The following is a 19450-nucleotide window of genomic DNA, read 5'->3' on the forward strand; positions in this document are numbered from 1 at the left end:
AAGAGAGGAATATCGATAGTATTACCTCTCTTTAATAGGTTTTCAAATCTTTGTATAAAACTAATTTGAAGTTGCTAAATATACAAGCTATCGCTTCTAGGTGATAAATTCAAATTTAATTTATTATGAATACAGGCTTAATAAATACAAATAATATCAATATTTTTACCCCGCAATATACTCTTGTTTCCAATGTTTCAACTCTTAATTCTGCTCTCAAACCTCTGTTTCAGGCAGAGGTTTTAGCCATAGATTGTGAAACAACAGGACTTGACCCTCTAACTGATTCTATTAGACTGATTCAAATAGCTGCACCAAACCATCCAGTAGTGCTGATAGATTTACCAGCTATTCCCAAAAGCGATCGCTCACTTTTAAAACAACTCCTTAGTAACTCTGCTGTCAAAATTGCTCATAATGCCAAGTTCGACTGGCAATTTCTCACACTCGCAGGACTTCAACCAAAGAGTCAATTCTTTGATACCCAACTTGCTTATAAAGTTCTAACCGCAGGATTAAAAACAAGCTCATCCTTACAAAATATAGTTAAAAAGCTACTACACCTTCAACTAGATAAAACTCAACAAATTAGCGATTGGTGTAAACCTCTTACTAAAATTCAATTGCACTATGCTGCCGTAGATGCTGCGATATTACTTGACCTTTACCCAATTCTCCTCAAGAGGTTAAAGCAGGCAAAGTTACTCAAAATTGCCCAACTGGAATTTCAGTGTATGCCTGTTGTAGCTCAAATGGAACTTAACGGAATGCTATTTGACTTGTCCCGATGGCAGATACTGGGTGCAAAACTAGAAGCTGAAAAAACAGATGCTTTAAACCAACTCAAGCAACTCCGTATTGCTAGTTCTCAGATGTCATTGCTGCCAGAACTGACAGATGCAGTCAACCCGAATTCACCTCAGCAAGTTTTGGCTGCTCTACAAGCTATTGGTATCAAAATCAACTCAACTAATCAAAGTAAATTAGTTTCTTTAGCTGCACAGTATCCCATAATTCAAGCATTGCTAGATTACCGCCGTCTATCCAAAATTATCGGCACTTTTACCGAGAAACTACCCCAGCATATCCACCCCAAAACTGGGAGAATTCATCCCAACTATTATCAATTAGGAGCAAAATCCGGTAGATTTTCTTGCCGCAAACCACCTCTACAAAATATTCCCCGTGATGAAACAGCTCGTAGCTGCTTCATTGCTGCCCCTGGCTATAAAATTATCAAAGCCGATTACTCCCAAATAGAACTACGAATTATGGCTCGGCTTAGTGGTGATACAAAGATGTGCCAAGTCTATCGCCAGGGGGCTGACTTACATCGATTAACAGCATCTCTAGTAACTGGAAAATATATCAATGAAGTGACTGAAGAAGACCGCAGACTAGCAAAAGCAATAAACTTTGGATTGATTTTCGGTATGGGCGCTGCCAAACTCCAAATTTACGCTCAAGTAAAATATGGAGTAGCAATGACATTAGAACAAGCAAAAGCTTTCAGAAAACGATTCTTTGAAGCTTATCCTGGAATAGCTAGGTGGCATGAAAACATCAAACGTAAATACATCCAAGGCATTAAGCAAAGTCGTACACTAGCAAACAGACGACGGAGATGGGTAAACAAGCCCCGACTATCAGAGCTATTTAACCATCCAGTACAAGGTTTAAATGCCGACATCAACAAATTAGCTATGGTAAAACTTTCAAATCCATTAGCTAAATTCAGAACCAAACTCATCTGTGTAAGACATGATGAAATTGTACTGGAATGTCCAGAGACTGAAGTTGACCAAGTTAGCCACATATTACACAATTGTATGGTTGCTGCTGCCCAAAAGTTTCTCAGCCCTATTCCAGTTGTTATAGATATTAAAACATCAAATAGCTGGTGAACTACCCCAACTTGCGGAGTACGACTGAAGTTGGATTTGCAGTCAAGCTATTCTGAGAAGATTAGTCAAAAACTCAATTGCCCTCCTCCCTGCAAGAGCTTGTGCAAAAACGTGGTTAGAGGGCGTTTCGTTTTTGACTCGAAGCACTATCCCCACCCTATCCCAATACCGTTCAGTTAAGGACATTTATCTGTTGAGGCGGGCTGTTATTGAGCAGGGTAAGCAGGGGGAGAAAAAAGGCTTAAACCAATTCTCTATGAAGATGCGCCTAATTATTTTGAGACACAGCGAATTATCTTTAGAAAATCTCTGTCTTGAAAAGCTTTGATCGCCGGAAGCCGGCGCTCAAACTTTTCGCTGTGTACCTTTGCGCTAACTTCCGCGTCGGCAGTCGCTCATGGGGGAAACCCCCAAGACCGCGCTGCCTCACCTTTGCGTTGAAAAAAAGTTAGGATTTGGCGCAGCTTCACAAAGAAATGGTATTAACCCAAGCGTATTGCACCCTATCCACTATTTCTGGCTATTCCTGAATCGGTATTCTAGCCATTATAAATAACGGAACTATTTTAACTATATCTGCTTACGCAGATTTAGAGTGAATCAAGAGTTTAAAACTCGTTTATTTGGGTTAAATTTGTGTGTTTATAACACTCTGTAACTGACAAATAACTGATGTAATAAATGAGTTACAAAATTTACATATTTGAGGTGTATTAATGTCTAATCCCCAGATTTTAGGGGCAAGAGAAATTCATCTAATTTCACTCTACAGTCACTGGGAATTTGGTATGAAACCAGAAGAATTTTATGCCAAATGGGATGTTAGTTATGAACAAATTGCCCTAATATGCTGTCGTTCTGATTCTACAGTCCGAGGTTGGTTTAAGCAAGGTAAATTTAGACGCTATCCTCAGCCTAATGATTTACGACATTTGGCATTCATGGACTTTTTACTAGAACATTTTGAAGAAGTTCCCGAACAACTTTGGCAATTGCTATGTCTGACTCATTCGCCTTGATCTCAATAACATTTCTATTCTACATATAGCAATCCGGTTGGATTACTGAAAGCTTTTTAAAACAAAAGCTTTGCCCTGCAAGGCTTTCAGACTTAGTACACTTTCTTTCATTCCAGTCGGAACGCTATATATTTGTCCAATCAATCTAATGCACGCATAATTCTAATTGTCAATATCAATTTGACCTGTCTTTGAGTATACCTCCTCGTTTAAGGTAAAATTTGGCGATTTTAAAGCACATAGCATGGTTATTTTACAGCATTTTTAAGGGGTAGAATATGACTTATTCTGAGCAATTAAAACCGTGGTGTATTGTCCGTGATATTCCTAATCAAGAAAATATTGTTGTGACAAGATTTCGCCGACGTGATGATGCTGTTGCTTATCTGCAAGTGTTGAAGCAGTCAGCGAGAGATATTGCTTTTAAAATCATTTTTAAGGCTCAAAACGTCAATATGCCACGGGAGAATGAAGCTTTGAACGGTTCATTTTGAGAAGATTTGAAAATCATAAAAATACTAACTTGCCGGATGATATAATCCCGTATTTTCGTTAAATTCCCACCCCATACCCGATTTATCCTTGCCCTTGCACCATGCCACAAAAAGCGGTGGGTGCAGCTTATTTCGTTGCTCGCGTATAGTTTCTACATTTACACCAAGTCTTGAAGCTAAACCTTCTTCGGTTAATGGTTGAATTCGCGGAGTTTGCCCTTTGAAGGATGAATTGTTGTTGTACGATTTATTAGCCCGTCTTGGTTGGTTGTTGAGATAGTTTTGAATTTTGATAATTGCCTCAGCCAACTGTGTCATTCGGGCACACGTCCCCTCCACTTTTTCTTCTAAATCGGCGAGATTATGGATTGCTGTGGTTTGGTTACTATTAGATTCACTTGAAAACTCTGACTCCAGCTTATCAAGTCGTGAGCAAATAGCTAATATCGTTTCATTCGTATAACCGACGTTACTATTGTTACCAGCAACCAAGTACTCCTCAACACTTGCCTTAATCTTAGAGTCCAAGCGTTTATCTAAATTATCGCCACCAATTGCATCAAGGTTATCTAGATCATCTAGGTAAAGTTCGATAAATTGGGTCAGCGTGGCTGTTGCCGTCGTCCCTTTCGACTTACAACGGGCAATAAACTGCTCCCACATCTTTTGGTCGCAGTTAAAAGATGCCAGTTTCTTGTTTTTCCCTGTTTGGCTCATGTCTAGGTAATGTCTAGGTAAATCTGGACTGGACACGACTGGGTGAGCGTGTCATCCATCTTGATAACTACCTTGACACTATCATTTTGGAGCGCATGAGTGCGCCCGCCGGAGGCGATCGCCTCTACCAAAAAGCAGTCAGATTACTACTGTCTGCAACAGTTAGTTAGCCACTGTTGGAGTTGTTCAGGAGTTGTTGGCGCACAATTTTAACAAAGCCATTGCTTTTGTAGCCAAATCAGGGGGTGACTTCCTGGCTAACGCATCCATTTAGTCAATCATATCTGCCAATAAATTTGTCATCTCTGACTGACCGTGTTTACGGTTATCGTCATACTGGATTAATACATCCAGCTTGGCATGACGGCTGACTTTTTGCGTCTTTCGCACATCTCCTTCTGTTGCTTCTAAAAGAGTTGTAATCCCACTATGGCGGATGCGGTGCGGTGACATTAACTTTTTCACACCAGCTGCATCAAAATAATTGACAACAATTTTGCGGATGCCGTCCCCAGTCAGACGATGCCCTTTGCTACGGTTATCAAGGGCGATAAATAGAGGTGATGAAGCGGTGATATTACCCCGGACTTGCAACCAATCACAGATGGCATTCACCGTTGCCATTGATAGTTTTACCCATTCATCATTCGTGCCCTTTCCTTTCCCCAAAATCCGTAATCTGCACTCATGGGGGTCAAAGTCTTTCACGTCTAGTTTGCTGACCTCATCGCGACGCAGTAAATTTTCCCACAACAGCCGCAACAGCGCATAATCTCTTTGACCATGAACAGTTGAGCGCTCAATTAGCTGGACTACACTGTTGATGCTTTGAGCATCCACCCCGGTAGTATCTCGATACGCCTTTACCTTCTCCAACTCCACATCTTCTAGCGTATAGCTGCATACACCCAACTTACGGGCAAACTTCACCAACGATTTAATACTGCTAAGGCGACGGTTAACTGTTGCTTCCTTCAACCCTAGAGCCAGTAGCTTGGCCTTATATTTCAACACCACCGCCACCGCCCGCTTTTCGGTGAGGTGCAGAAATTCCAACACGCTATCAACATTCGGCTCAATACCAGTCATCGCCACAAAAAACTTCCGCAAATCTTTCTGGTATTCGCGTCGGGTGCTGGGTGCGCGAATATTGGCGAGCATCAAAGCAATGACATCCCGTTCATCCTCTGTTGCAGCAAAATACCGCTCAATTGGGGCTTTGAGAGATTTTTTTAATGACTCTACCGCCCTTTCAATAGGAGTGTCATCGTTTGCTTTTGGGGATGCCCGTCTGGGGGAATATGGTGTATCAGACATAGCATTGGTCGCGAAAATGGCGCTTTTCGATATCAAATCTATTCTCTCTCGATTTGCCCGACTACACTCACTTTGGCGCGATAAATCTTCCATTAGATCAACACAATCTAAATGTTGCTAAATATACTGCTGTAATTGTGCTATTCGCTTGTTACCCAACACTTGACTGTACTACGTTATGTATTTTAGCTGAATTATTATAGATGCAAAAATTAAACCATCCCAGTGGTTGGAATGGTTTGAGGAAATTATCAATTTTTTTTACTGCTCCTTTTGCTTATAGGAGGCGACCAATTGTTGTTGGCGACAATTCGGGCAAACCTTTTAACTTGATAGTTTCGGCGACTTGGTTGTTATTCTGGCGTTTTGAATAGACAGGATTGCCCGTTAGCTTGATTAAGCCTGATGTTATTAGCGTTGCGCTTCCAAGATCCGACCTATACTTCTTGGCGATAGTGCTGGCAACCCCCTGCTCTTTGCTTCTTCAGCAACTTGCATATGGTAATGGTGCTTTGAACGACTGGGTTTTCGGTTCTTGCTCCATTCGCTGATTTCAACAATTTTGCTTGCCTCTGCGCTCTTGCACTTCTTAGGTCTGCCTGCATTCACACCTAATACATCATTTACCTTTGCGATCGCATCTTCCAAGGTTTCCGATGTTATGGTACAAGATGTCCACTTTTTCTTCCAGTTTGTTACTGTTTGCTTCGCTATACCAAGTTTTTTTACTATATTTTTATGATTTTCCCCACGATTAAGCTCTAGCAGGATGTTTGCTCTCTTGATCATTTCATCGCTGCCGGTGGCTGCTATATTCTCTAATACTTGCTTTTCAATAGGATTCAAGTATTGAATATGAGGCATTTTAGTATTTACCCCGCTTAAACCTACAATTTTGCCAAATCGAATGAAGCCTGATATACTCTTTTTGTAGCGTTCATTTTTCCTAAAGATTCACTCAAAGCCCTGTTTGCAGCAGGGCTTTGAGGAAAAAACAAGCCCACCTGTTACTAAAACAGGACGGAACTTTGTTTTGTCAATTTAGTTATCTAGAGCTATCATATCATGAGTTTACCCAGTTTGACAAATCTATCTTTAGATAGATGCTTTTTTTCAAATGCCAGTGCGTTAAATATCTCTTCAGTCGTATTGGTTTTCAATGGGTTGGGAATAATAGTTTACTGTGCGAGAAAATTCTCTTCGAGAGTTTTTCTGGTAGTTAATCCTTTGCTATTTACAAGATTTAATTATTTTTTAAAATTGTCACTTTTTCCAAGGTATGAAAGTGTTATAAGTCTTGCTGGTTAAGATTTTTCTGCTTTCTGCTTAGGTTTTTCACTTCTTGAACTTATCTTTTGAGTAACAATTTGTGACCCGGAGTATCAATATGTCTCTTGTGCATAATCCGGCAATTGTATATATTTCTCCTGCGGAGTTGGTTGTTCATCCGAAGCTGATAGAAATATATGGTGAGAATGAGGATCGTCCGGCTTTAGAAAAAAGTATCTCTGAAAAAGGGATTCTTGAATCTTTAAAGGTATCTGCACGTACTGGTGTAAATATCGTCTTGGCGGGTAAGTGTCGCTTGCAGATAGCCCGCCAGTTAGGGATTTCCGCCGTGAAAGTGGAATTTGTTGAGTCTGGTTCGTTTGAAGAAGATTTGAAACTAGTGCTTGACTTTAATCTCCACCGGGAAGGCGGGAAGACTCATTACCAGAAATTTCACGAGGGGCAGTACTGGGAGAGCGTACTTCGTCCCCAGGCGAAAGAAAGACAGCGCCAAAGCGCCCGTCGTTTGAATCAATCGAATGATTCAAATTTGAATCATTCGTTAAATGAGAATAACTTTCAATTAACAAAGGGCAAGCGAGTGATTCAGGAGGTTTCAGAGAATCTAAGGATAAGTGTTGGTAGTTATCACAAGGGTAAGAAAGTATTTGATTTGATTTCTCAATTACGAGAACTTCAAAAATTTAAGGCAGTTGTTGCACTGGAGATGGAATTTAACCGAAGTATTGATGCAGCATACAAGTTTGTTTGCAATCAAGATATCTGTTACCAGGTAATAGACCTTCTGGAGGCAGATGAGATAGGTAGTATAGGTGATGGTATTGCTTGGATGCGAAATGGTGAGCGCAATCCGTTTCGACGTTTCCAGCTTGACCAAGTATATCAGTTCAAGAAGAGACTGCGGCCCGAATTGGAAATTGTGGGACGGGTTATTGGTATAACTAATGAGTTTGTTGTGTTTGGATTGAGGAATTTAGGGAATATGAGCCTAGAAATTGTGAATCTACGTCCTCGACAAATTGATGCAGAATTGCAGGATGAACCATCTGCATCACAGAGGAAGAGAATATTTCACTTAATGCAAAAGTTTAGTGATGTTTTCCCAGTTCAAGTGTCTTTGGCGGAGTTGTTGAAACTTCCGAATTTAACTGAGAAAGAGGAGGTTTTATTGCGGATGTATGAGTCTGACGTATTTGAAAAAACTTGGGAAGATTATAAGACCCAAATGAAAGCAATGGAAGTTTCTACAAATAGAAAAAAGGATAATATTCGTGCTGCATAGGTAGCTGTGGGCTGCTAATTTAGTAGATAATTTGTCCCACAATTTAACATTACTTACTAGATTAGCATCTCAATACTAATTGCAATACGAGTTCACTATTGTGGGTGCTGAACTCGTATCAAGATATTTGACTGTTTTTTGTTTTTTAACTCGGTGGTGGAGTATGAGTAATTTCATCTTCACCAGTTGTGCTAACAAGAGCCAATGTGTGGTGACACTTGTGGGTGTTACTAGCTTTGCATTGTTATCCCAAAACTCTTTTGTCGATTTAGTGATAACTTCGCTAGAACTGCCTCATTTAAATAATAACCAAAAAAAAGTTGGGTAGTCGCATTGTTGTTGGTGAAGCGTGTTGGACTAAATCTTAGCCTAAGCCTACGTATGTCTAAGCCTAAACAAGTATAAACCTTTCTTTGCTTTCAACCATGAGACGATTACCAGTCGCCTCCAACAAGCGGATAACCAACCGCTTCATTCAAAATAAAATTTCAAATTTAGGCTAACACATTTTGACCAACAGCGAGACTACCTGATGCACAAAAATCATCAGGACAGTCACTCATGTTCCAAGAAAATTTCTCTTCAGATGTCGAGAACAAGCCCCAATTAAGTCTTTCACAGCCTTCAAAAAAGAAAATCAAACCCCACCTGCCCGCCGAATCCGTGGGCAAACGCTACGTAGAACGCTTTTGGCATCCATTTGGGGCGATAGTTGCCCCTTCTTTAGTAGAAGGTGCAAAACCAGCATGGCGTACCATTGACTATTACCTGCAACCTTCGCAACTGTGGAAGCTACACCAAGACAAGTCAAAACTAGTAGGTCTGCGCTTTGACGACACAACCAGTTACGCCACAATCGATTTAGACCTAGAAGGCGACTACCATAACATTGAATCCATAAATCGCATCAAAGCGGTGCTAGAGGACATTGGTATAGTCGATATCATCATCCTCCAGTCCAGTTTTAGTGGCGGATATCACCTGATCCTAACCTTTGCTTCCTCTCTGCCCACTTTTGCCCTAGCCTGCGCCCTAGAGATTACTTTGAGAAGTGCAGGCTTTATACTGCGTCTTGGACACCTAGAAATCTTCCCCAACACCAAACCATATAGTGCCAAACAAATAACTAACTACAAAGCCATCCGTTGCCCCATGCAACCAGGTAGCGGGTCATTTTTACTTAATGATGACCTACAACCAATTAGTGACTCAGTTTCTATCTTCCTCGATTATTGCGATCGCGCAGCAAGTCGGCAAGATTTAACCAAACTAAAACGGGTTGCGAACAAAGCCAAAAAACAAATTTCACGGGAGAGATATCGCAAGCAAGAGTCTGCTGATGTTGCACAGTGGCGTGCCAACTGGGAAGAAATAATTGCGATTGGTTGGACGGGACAAGGACAAACAAACACCCTCCTACAAATCTTCGTGGGCTACGGAATCGTCTTTTTAGACTTAACGGGTGATGAATTAGTCGAATTTTGCTTCTCTACCGCTACTAACGCCCCTGGCTATAACCAATATTGCCGACACCAACACGAAATCGAAGCTAGGGTACGGCATTGGGTAGAATGCACAATTCGTAACAAATGGTACAGTGCCTACGTTAGTTATCCTGAACGGCTGTTGGGTACATTCGCCAACACATTTGCAGAAGCCATAGCAGGCATTAGGAGCATCCATAAACCCAAAGATAACGTAATCCCATTTGACCGCCGCCAGCAACAGAACTGGGAACGTAGTCAACAAGCCCAACGACGCATCCAGATAGTTGTAAGAGCAATAGAGTGGGATAGTGCGTTACCAGCAGGGGCTACTGAACGAGCGAAAGTAATACGTGTCGAGTACAAGCGGCGTTTTAACAAAACTATCTCACAAGAGACACTACAAAAGCACTTACATTTGTGGCATCCCACGCGCTACATTTTAGATCCTTGGACAGAAAATAGCTTAAACCCTTATCAACCAAGCAATGACGGGCAATTTGATAGTTTTCAAAACTCATTTCCAAAACAAAGTGCTGAAAACCCTTATCAAATGGAAAATTACGGTCATTGTTTTTATATGAAGGTTTTTTGTAAGTGCTTACCTCCTGCTGCTGATGCCCCTATAGGGGAGCAGCCAGCAGCAGGTTTTAAAGAAGTTCCTGAGTTTGAAAGAGAATTGTTTGTACCACAGGTACAACATGAATCTGAGGAAATTAACATTAATTCCGAAGAATTGAATTTATTACAACCAGAAGATTTGTCTTTAACTTCAGGTGTCAGTAATTCTGATAATTCATTAGTTTCTTCAAATATTATACAACCAGTTGAAAACGTTGATGAAAGTAATTCAGATAAGGATTTTAAATACATTTCTAACCCCCACGCCTCGGAAAATTACAATAACAAAAACTTATTAATTAATTCTGTCAGTATTCCGATTACTACGCCTACAGCTGCAATTGTGCCGCCTGAAACGTCACCAAAAGCCGAAATTAGCGAGCAAAGTACACCTTCAGGCGACCTAGCTGAAACTCTCGCTTTGTCAGAACTCAAGAAACTGACTAAGTTGCGACTCCAGGCAGCATCTCACGCCAAGCGTATAGCTAGAGAGTACTGCCTAATTGCGCGACGCTTAATTGTAGGCAAGGAACGCGAACGTTTGGAGCAAAATGCCAAAATGCAATTCTATCTTGATTCGGGTAACAAAACTCTAATTGCAGAAGCCAACGAGTGGGCAGCTGCCAATCCTGGGTGTCTACCGTTTTCGTTGGAGTTGGCGTTTCAAGAAAGTGAGACGTGATGGCTGAATTTCACAGGTGCTCCACCTCAGATTGAAACTTTCCAAGATAAGCAAAAACGCATCATTACTAGTGCGGGAGTACCAATTGTTACTCTAACTACAACAGACGCTCAAGACAATTTAACAACTGTTGACGCTATTTATCAAACCTAGAAAATTGCCTCGCCAAGACTAAGAATAAAGCTTATATGCGCTTAAAAAAATTCTTCAGCTGACCTCTTGACTCTCCAGTTCACTGGAGCATTCAAGATGAAATTAGTTGTTAGTTAACGCCACTTAGTAACTGGAGCAGCCAGATGGAGAATACCACACTCAAACTGCGCGGCATGAGTTGTGCCTCTTGTGCCAGCAGCATTGAAGACGCGATTAATTCTGTCCCCGGTGTCGATGAATGTATTGTGAATTTTGGAGCAGAACAGGCAACAGTTAAATATGACCCTAAAAGAACTGATTTAGAAGCTATTCAAGAAGCGGTAGATGCAGCAGGTTACTCTGCTTACCCACTCCAAGAACAAAACCTGATGACGGGAGAAGACGATGTGGAGAAAAGACATCGCTTAAGAGAATCCCGCGATTTAATGCGAAAGGTGGCGGTAGGAGGCATTATTAGCACTGTATTGGTTATAGGTTCACTGCCTATGATGACAGGGTTGCACTTACCCTTTATCCCAGTATGGCTGCATAATCCTTGGGTACAGTTGATACTTACTACCCCAGTACAGTTCTGGTGTGGTTACTCCTTCTACATTAATGGATGGAAAGCTTTAAAACGTCATGCTGCCACAATGGATACCCTAATTGCTTTAGGTACAAGTGCAGCATATTTTTATTCGCTATTTCCCACTTTATTTCCCAGCTTTTTCATCAATCAGGGGTTAACACCAGATGTGTATTATGAAACTGCTGCTGTCGTCATTACGCTGATTTTGCTAGGCAGACTATTTGAAAATCGCGCTAAAGGACAAACTTCAGAAGCTATCCGTAAGCTGATTGGGTTACAAGCTAAAACAGCGCGTTTGATTCGCAATGGACGAGAAGTAGATGTCCCAATTGAAGAAGTACAGATTGGAGATGTGATACTGGTTCGTCCTGGCGAGAAAATTCCTGTTGACGGGGAAGTAATTGAGGGAGCATCCACAATTGATGAAGGGATGGTAACAGGGGAAAGCGTGCCTGTCAAAAAGCAACCAGGCGATGAAGTGATTGGAGCTACCATTAACAAAACTGGGAGTTTTAAGTTTCGGGCGACACGAGTCGGAAGTGATACTGTACTGGCGCAGATTGTTCAATTAGTACAGCAAGCACAAGGTTCCAAAGCCCCAATTCAGAGATTAGCAGACCAAGTAACTGGATGGTTTGTACCTGCGGTAATTGCGATCGCGCTCCTCACCTTTATCATTTGGTACAACATTATGGGCAACGTCACCCTAGCACTGATTACCACAGTTGGGGTGTTAATTATCGCTTGTCCTTGTGCCTTGGGTTTAGCCACACCAACCTCTGTAATGGTAGGTACAGGTAAAGGTGCAGAAAACGGCATTCTAATTAAAGGAGCCGAAAGCCTAGAATTAGCACATCAGATTCAAACAATTGTGTTAGACAAAACAGGCACAATTACCCAAGGTAAACCGACAGTTACAGATTTTGTCACCGTTGATGGCACTCTCAATGGTAATGAAGTCAAGTTGATACAACTAGCCGCCTCTGTAGAACGCAATTCGGAACACCCCTTGGCGGAAGCAGTTGTCAGATATGCCCAATCTCAGGAAGTGCCATTAGCAGATGTTAAAAATTTTGAAGCGATCGCAGGTAGTGGTGTACAAGGTATCGTTTCTAACCGTCTCGTACAAATTGGTACACAACGCTGGATGGAAGAGTTGAGTATTGACACTCAAGCCTTGCAACAAGACAAAGAACGTTTAGAATACCTGGGTAAAACAGCCGTGTGGTTAGCAGTGGCCGGCGAAATCAAAGGAGTGATGGGTATTGCTGATGCTATTAAACCCACTTCCACCCAAGCGGTAAAAGCATTGCAAAAACTCGGTTTAGAAGTTGTGATGCTCACCGGAGATAACCGCCGCACGGCAGAAAGTATTGCTCGTGAAGTTGGTATCAAGCGGGTAATGGCAGAAGTTCGACCCGATCAAAAAGCCGCTACAGTGCAGAAACTACAATCAGAAGGCAAAATTGTGGCAATGGTAGGTGATGGTATCAACGATGCACCAGCTTTAGCTCAAGCCGATGTCGGTATAGCAATCGGAACTGGTACAGATGTGGCGATCGCCGCTAGTGACATTACACTCATCTCAGGCGATTTACAAGGTATAGTCACAGCAATTCAACTGAGCCGTGCCACAATTCGCAACATTCGCCAAAACTTATTCTTCGCCTTCATCTACAACGTTGCTGGCATTCCCATCGCTGCGGGTATTTTGTTCCCTATCTTTGGTTGGTTGCTTAACCCGATCATCGCCGGTGCAGCAATGGCGTTTAGTTCGGTTTCTGTTGTCAGCAATGCTCTACGTCTACGTAATTTTCAACCTAAAACACTTGGCTAGAGGAAATGCTAATGCTCAATAAAGTGATATTTTTCGCAAGTTTAGCAGGATTTGGATTTCTGCTTGGGGTAATTTCAGGAGCGATCGCATAGGAGCTTTTTCAATGATGAATAAAACAGCAATTATCGGTAGTATTGCAAGTCTAGGAGTTGTGTTAGGACTTGCTTCTGGTAAAGCGATCGCCCAAGTATCCCATGAAACCCACTCATCTCAAACAGAGTCAACAAGTCAATTTCAACGCATTGAACAGCCGTTAGGAAACAAAGTTGCAGTTACGCTTGGTGGATTGGGGCTGATTGGCTTAGAACTTTGGTGGTTCTTGCTCAGTAAACCCAAGTCCCAAAAGGCAGTTGCAGCAGGTGAGGGTATTCAGGAAGTAACCGTCACCGTTGATGGTGGATACGAGCCAAGTCGGATTGTCGTGGAAGTAGGAAAACCCGTGCGGCTTTTCTTTGACCGCAGAGATCCCAGCAGTTGCTTGGAGCAAGTGCTAATTCCAGACTTTCATATTGCCGTAGATTTACCGCTCAATCAAGCGATCGCTGTGGAATTTACACCTAAACAAGTTGGAAATTATGTCTTTACCTGTGGCATGAACATGTTTCGTGGTGAAATCCGAGCCGAAGCTTCAAACACTCAATCAACAGCTTTAAAGGAGTATGAAATAATGGCAGAACCTCAACTCAGTTCCTCAACTTCAATTCACCAAAATGAAACAACCGTAGAAATTCCATCTTTGCAACCGACTATAGAGCAAGGAATTCAGAAGGTCATAATCAAAGTGGATAAAGGTTATACACCGAATCATGTTGTCGTGAAAGCAGGGCAAAGAGTTCAACTTAACTTTTTGCGCGAAAATCCCAGTAATTGTCTTGCAGAAGTATTAATTCCTGATTTTGGCATTGCTGCCGAGCTACCACTCAATAAATTGACATCTATTGAGATTACACCTGAAAAAACAGGCGAATATGCTTTTAGCTGTGGCATGAATATGTTTCATGGTGCGATCTCCGTACAAGCAGCAGATGCTAATCAAGAAAGAGCGTCCACTCAAGTCTCTAGATGAACGATACATGCGATTTGTAGGCATACCGCAAACTTGGTATTAACTAGGCAAGTCAGTTTGATCCCTTAAATAGGCGTAAATAGAAGGTTCGTGCAACCAGGGGCAACCTTGTAAAATTTAGTAAAAATAACCCTTGATTTAGCCTCAATTGATAAGAAATACAAATGATAACTTTGCCTAGTTCGTCTTCTTTTAGGCAAAGTATGATGGAGATAGCAACCAAGACATGAGGATTTGACCCATGTCTACCCACACTACTCAACTTCCATTTTCGGCAAAGTCAACCAACTACTCGACTCCACCAGCAAAACGCCCATCCGCACGCGAACGAGAGTATTTGCGACCGAAGGAAGTTGAAGCAATGATCAGTGCGGCTCGTGCTGTCGGTCGGCATGGGGTGAGGGATGCAGCGATGATTTTACTTATGTTCCGGCATGGACTTCGCACTGCTGAGTTAATTGCACTCAAGTGGTCACAAATAGATTTTTCAGAGGGCTATATCGACATTCATCGCCTAAAACATGGGCATGATACCATTCATCCGTTACGAGCTCCTGAACTCAGAGCGTTGCGCCAAGTGCAACGGGATTATCCCGATACTCCCTATGTTTTTGTGTCCGAGCGCAAAGCTCCACTATCAACCAGAGCCGTTCGTCACATTATTGCACGAGCAGGCTCGCGTGCTGGAATCACTGAACCAGTTCATCCCCATCAACTGCGCCATGCTTGTGGCTACTATTTAGCTGCCCAAGGTCATGATACCAGAGCAATTCAAGACTATTTAGGACATAAAAATATACACCACACAGTTCGTTATACTCAAATGTCGCCTCAAAGATTTGAAAAGTTCTGGAGGGATTAAGCAACCAGTTGTTGTGTCAAACCAGCAATCCTCTCGTTGAGATCAAGCTTAAATGTACCATAAGGATTGACATGACTAAAAATCAAAGGAGTAATTGCTCTAAAATCGACTTCAGTTAACTTTTGCTGCCAATGTTTCTGCTCCAGAACACTCTGAATCATCAAAGTATTCACATAGACCAAACATATCTGCAAWAGRTGCAAAGATAAAACCGATAACTCCTGACTTTCCAAGCGATTAGAAGCAAACTCTCCACCCTTACCGTAGAAGATAAAATCATTAACCCCATTCCATCTTTCYACTACATTTAATCCTTCATTAACTTCYCGCCGSACTTCCGACTCGTCAAGATACTGGCATAGGAAAATTGTTTTAATTACTCGTCCTAATTCGAGTAAAGCCAGATAAGTAGGATGTTTGAATGGATTTTTGCTAAAGCGTTTTAAAATAGCTTCAGTTTCTGTCGTTCCCAACCTTAAAGCAGTAGTATACTTCACCATTTGGTCATACTGTTGACGAATTAAATCCCAATTAATTGGACGAGTTAGAATAGGCTGTAAATTAGGGTAAGCATCAGATTGTCCAGTATAAGGACGATATAACTTTTGTACCTTAATCCGCTTCAATCGGGGCATTAACTGAAATCCCAACAGATGTGTGAAAGCAAAGGCCACCTCACTTTGACCATGACTATCCACGTAGTTTTTCTGCACGTCCATATTGGTACAGTGACGTAATACCCCTTCAATCATGGCTGCAACTTCACTACTGGAACAAGTTTTGAGTTGGGAATAGATACAGGTAGATTTCTTCTCGACGTGCCAATAAATCATCACTCCTCGACCACCGTAACGCAAATGATACTGAGTCATAAGATTCTGCTCCCATGCTCCAAAATGCTTGCTGTCACTGGCACAGGTGGTAGTTCCCTCACCCCAAATCTGGGGTAAACGAATCTCAAAAATGGCATTAATAACGTCTGCAATAGCACTACGTAACTGGTCTTTGTGGATATAGCGACGACGTACATAGAGTAAATCTTGATAGTTTTCCCCATTTATCCCTGTATTAATTCTCTTCAATCCGGTATTTGTTCCCATACCGTAGAGACACAGTAATAATCGCTTTTGTAGTGTTTCTCTATCAATAATTTCTCTTGTCCCCATACTTTTAAAATTACGGGTAAAATCTACTCTTAAATCTGTTTCTTTGAGAATGTCTAAAAGGCTGGTTTGATGCCAAATGTGATTTATTTCACCCTTCAGTCGTTTGAGATTGATAGGTTCAGGTACAGGGTCTATTGGGCTAAGTCTAATTAAACCTTGACCTTTCTTACCGAGAATAGTGACATCTGGGTTTTTAGGTATTCCCTGATCTAGTTTTTCTAACCCTTGTGCCATTTGTTGTTGTAAGTTTGAGATAAAAGTTTCTACATCTAATGGAAGGGTTAAAGCTTGATAGTAAATCTGACGTTGTTGGTCAAAATCAGTTGGTAAATCATAATCGGGATTACCGTAACGAGAAGCTCCCACTACCCAAATTTCCTTACAACTAAGTCTTTCTCTAAGAGCTTGCAAAACGCTAATCTCATAGTTGATACGGTTGATACGTTCTTTTCCATCAGAGTCAGTTTCTAAGAGAATTTCTTTCCAACCACTTTTGAGGACTCCATCAATTGGTATCACTTCCCCTGCATCATAATATCGGGCTTTACTTGAGGTATATTTTTTAAGCAACTCTAATGCTTGAATTACTGGACGATGAATATCATTGTTGGAGCAAAATTCCAGGACTTCTAAAAGTTGAGGAATCATCCGGCGGTAGTGACTGGCAAAGGATGAACGCATTCTAGTGTGGACTCTTTGGCGATAAGCTGTACCAGTTGCTTTATACTCAGCCACTAAATCTTTGAGAGTTTTTTGAGATACTACAGGATATATTACCTTTTCAATTACTCCCGCAGGTTCAGCTACTGCTACTTCAGCAATGCGAAATAAGAGATTGGTTTTTCCGGTTATTTCTTTAAAGTCTGAAACTAATTCTTTGTTAATGCGTCTTTCAGCCCTTGTACCAATACGTTGAATGATTGACATTAGTAAATCGATTAGATTATCGGTAATCTCTTGAGAGCGTTGGAGACAAAAAGCTGCCATCAGGGTGTAGCGGATAGCAGGTGGATGTTGTCGCAAATGATAAGGAGTTTCTGTTGCAGCCCGATGACGGTATATTTTAATCAGTTTTGGTGATATTCCTGCAAATAAATCAGGTGGCAAACCAACTGTACGAATACGTTTTAGTTTTTCGATTTCGGTTAAGAAACTTCCTAATCCAACTGGCCCTGCGTCTGTTTTGAGAAATGCAAACTCGGAAGTTTTTAACTTGAGAGAATCTTGTTTATCAGCTTCATTGTCTGATTCTTCTGTGCTTAATAAAATCTCAATTTGAGAAATGGTTTCTTTTGATAGCTTAGAAAAAGTGTGATGACAGAAGTTGCTTTCATATTGACTTATGGCACTACGAATCAAACGTTCAACTTGTTTGGATGTTGGTGGTTCAATTTGTAATAAGCGAAACCTTTGATATGTTTGTTCTTCCAGTGGTTCAAATCTTTGTTCGTTGGGTAAAATAAAAGCAATTAACCAATCAGATATCTCCTCGGAATCAGACATTGTAGCTGTCCGAAATCCAAATAAATCTCGAATTTCAGCACGATGATTTTTGATGGAACGCCCTTGCCAATTGTATTGAGAATATAATGATGGGTCTGATTTTAGTTGTGATGCTATGTATGTAATCACAGTTTCTGGTATTTCTGCGCTTGAGTCAGGAAAACGAGCCATTATTTGAAAATATTTCAGTAAAATGGCAAAACCAATCTGTCCCGCACCTACTTTCTTCTTCACCAGTTCTAATTCTTGGGGAACAAGAGTCCAATTTTCTACAAGTTCTTCTGTGCTTTGAGGCGGTTTAACCATTTATTATCTTCTCCGTAATGGTAATACCAGTTGCTCCCAAAGCATAAATGAATCTGTTGTTATCAAGTTCTAAATTTCTCTGTGCAGGTTTGAGTTTTTTTGTCAAATCTCATAAAAACTATATATTAAGTTTACTTATATTTAAGGGTGAAAAACTTGGGTCAATCATCATCTAAGAAAAATGGCTAAAACTCTTACTGGTTAAGCATTTCAACGAGGGTTGCCCCTGGTTGCACGAACCTTCTATTTACGCCATGACGACATTTGACCATCCCCCCAGAATTTTGTTTTTGTATGGTTCCCTGCGTGAGCGTTCCTATAGCCGCCTCTTGGCTGAGTCAGCAGCACGCATCATTGAAGAATTTGGGGCAGAGGTGAAGTTTTTTGACCCGCGTGAACTTCCAATTTATGGCAGCGTACCTGACACTCATCCAAAAGTACAGGAATTACGCGAATTAAGCCTGTGGTCGGAAGGGCAGGTCTGGTCTAGCCCAGAGATGCACGGTCAGATTTCTGGCATTATGAAGAACCAAATTGACTGGATTCCACTCTCGCTTGGAGCCGTTCGCCCGACTCAAGGTAGGACTCTGGCTGTCATGCAGGTAAGCGGCGGGTCACAGTCTTTCAACGCCGTCAACACTCTGCGAATTCTTGGTCGCTGGATGCGGATGTTCACTATCCCCAATCAATCCTCCGTTGCCAAAGCCTACCTTGAGTTCAATGAAGACGGCACTATGAAAGATTCGCCCTACCGCGATCGCGTCGTGGATGTTATGGAAGAACTTTACAAGTTCACCTTGTTGCTACGAGACAAGGTGGACTACCTAACAGATCGCTATAGCGAACGCAAGGAGAAAGCAGCAAAACAAATGATTGAGGTAGCGAACAAAGCCTTAGAGATGAACACAACCCAGGGGTAAGCGACTCTCCCAAGCAACACTCACCCGTAGAGCGCGAGGCTGCCCGTGTGATAACTAACCCTGTTATGTCACTTCTGGAAAACAATAATCGAAGCGAAATTCTCAACCTTTGATTGAATCAAGCTTTGAGCCTTTATTTACTAACAGAAACTAGAATTTATAGCCAAAACCCAGAAATTAAAGCTCCAGAAGGCTTACAGCGATTGGCTTCTACTAAAGTGACACAAGAGGGCTAAAAACTGGCAGCGACAACAATCAC

Annotated in this window: 13 protein-coding genes; 9 read left to right on the forward strand and 4 right to left on the reverse strand. The window is 41.5% G+C overall.

What is annotated here, in order from left to right:
• The first annotated feature begins 125 nt into the window (after nucleotides 1–125).
• The 3 genes from VF06_RS09365 (at nucleotide 126) to VF06_RS09375 (ending at nucleotide 3417) form a co-directional block, all read left to right on the forward strand.
• A complete protein-coding gene (locus VF06_RS09365; protein ID WP_099066930.1) occupies nucleotides 126–1904 on the forward strand; it encodes a bifunctional 3'-5' exonuclease/DNA polymerase in 1779 nt (592 codons plus the stop codon).
• Nucleotides 1905–2620: 716 nt separating this feature from the next.
• On the forward strand, nucleotides 2621–2923 hold the full coding sequence (locus VF06_RS09370) for a hypothetical protein (protein ID WP_099066929.1): 303 nt from the start codon (nucleotides 2621–2623) through the stop codon (nucleotides 2921–2923).
• 278 nt (nucleotides 2924–3201) lie between these two features.
• Nucleotides 3202–3417, forward strand: a complete 216-nt coding sequence (locus VF06_RS09375; RefSeq protein WP_099066928.1) for a hypothetical protein — start codon at nucleotides 3202–3204, stop codon at nucleotides 3415–3417.
• Nucleotides 3418–3441: 24 nt separating this feature from the next.
• On the opposite strand, the gene VF06_RS09380 is transcribed toward VF06_RS09375, so the two are convergent.
• The 3 genes from VF06_RS09380 to VF06_RS09390 all read right to left on the reverse strand — a co-directional run bounded on the left by VF06_RS09380 (nucleotide 3442) and on the right by VF06_RS09390 (nucleotide 6315).
• Entirely contained in the window at nucleotides 3442–4170 is a 729-nt protein-coding gene (locus VF06_RS09380; protein WP_244917953.1) for a hypothetical protein, read from the reverse strand.
• A gap of 234 nt (nucleotides 4171–4404) precedes the next feature.
• The gene (locus VF06_RS09385) at nucleotides 4405–5544 is read right to left on the reverse strand and encodes a tyrosine-type recombinase/integrase (protein WP_099066926.1); all 1140 of its coding nucleotides are present in this window, start codon (nucleotides 5542–5544) and stop codon (nucleotides 4405–4407) included.
• A gap of 318 nt (nucleotides 5545–5862) precedes the next feature.
• Entirely contained in the window at nucleotides 5863–6315 is a 453-nt protein-coding gene (locus tag VF06_RS09390) for a helix-turn-helix domain-containing protein (protein ID WP_099066925.1), read from the reverse strand.
• 523 nt (nucleotides 6316–6838) lie between these two features.
• Here VF06_RS09390 and VF06_RS09395 point away from each other — a divergent pair.
• The 5 genes from VF06_RS09395 to VF06_RS09415 all read left to right on the forward strand — a co-directional run bounded on the left by VF06_RS09395 (nucleotide 6839) and on the right by VF06_RS09415 (nucleotide 15296).
• Nucleotides 6839–8023, forward strand: coding sequence for a ParB N-terminal domain-containing protein (locus VF06_RS09395; protein ID WP_099066924.1), 1185 nt, complete (start codon nucleotides 6839–6841; stop codon nucleotides 8021–8023).
• Nucleotides 8024–8584: 561 nt separating this feature from the next.
• Nucleotides 8585–10810: a hypothetical protein gene (locus tag VF06_RS09400; RefSeq protein ID WP_099066923.1), complete on the forward strand. Its 2226-nt coding sequence runs from the start codon at nucleotides 8585–8587 to the stop codon at nucleotides 10808–10810.
• Nucleotides 10811–11106: 296 nt separating this feature from the next.
• On the forward strand, nucleotides 11107–13368 hold the full coding sequence (locus VF06_RS09405; protein WP_099066922.1) for a heavy metal translocating P-type ATPase: 2262 nt from the start codon (nucleotides 11107–11109) through the stop codon (nucleotides 13366–13368).
• Nucleotides 13369–13471: 103 nt separating this feature from the next.
• On the forward strand, nucleotides 13472–14434 hold the full coding sequence (locus tag VF06_RS09410; RefSeq protein WP_180267227.1) for a cupredoxin domain-containing protein: 963 nt from the start codon (nucleotides 13472–13474) through the stop codon (nucleotides 14432–14434).
• Nucleotides 14435–14675: 241 nt separating this feature from the next.
• Nucleotides 14676–15296, forward strand: a complete 621-nt coding sequence (locus VF06_RS09415) for a tyrosine-type recombinase/integrase (RefSeq protein ID WP_180267228.1) — start codon at nucleotides 14676–14678, stop codon at nucleotides 15294–15296.
• On the opposite strand, the gene VF06_RS09420 is transcribed toward VF06_RS09415, so the two are convergent.
• Entirely contained in the window at nucleotides 15293–18271 is a 2979-nt protein-coding gene (locus tag VF06_RS09420; RefSeq protein ID WP_099066920.1) for a Tn3 family transposase, read from the reverse strand. The genes VF06_RS09415 and VF06_RS09420 overlap by 4 nt on opposite strands.
• Before the next feature lie 254 nt (nucleotides 18272–18525).
• Here VF06_RS09420 and arsH point away from each other — a divergent pair, with 254 nt between their 5' ends.
• Nucleotides 18526–19191: an arsenical resistance protein ArsH gene (gene arsH / locus VF06_RS09425; protein ID WP_099066919.1), complete on the forward strand. Its 666-nt coding sequence runs from the start codon at nucleotides 18526–18528 to the stop codon at nucleotides 19189–19191.
• Nucleotides 19192–19450: the final 259 nt, after the last annotated feature.

The sequence above is a fragment of the Nostoc linckia z4 genome (assembly GCF_002608075.1).
GTDB classification, from domain to species: domain Bacteria; phylum Cyanobacteriota; class Cyanobacteriia; order Cyanobacteriales; family Nostocaceae; genus Nostoc; species Nostoc linckia.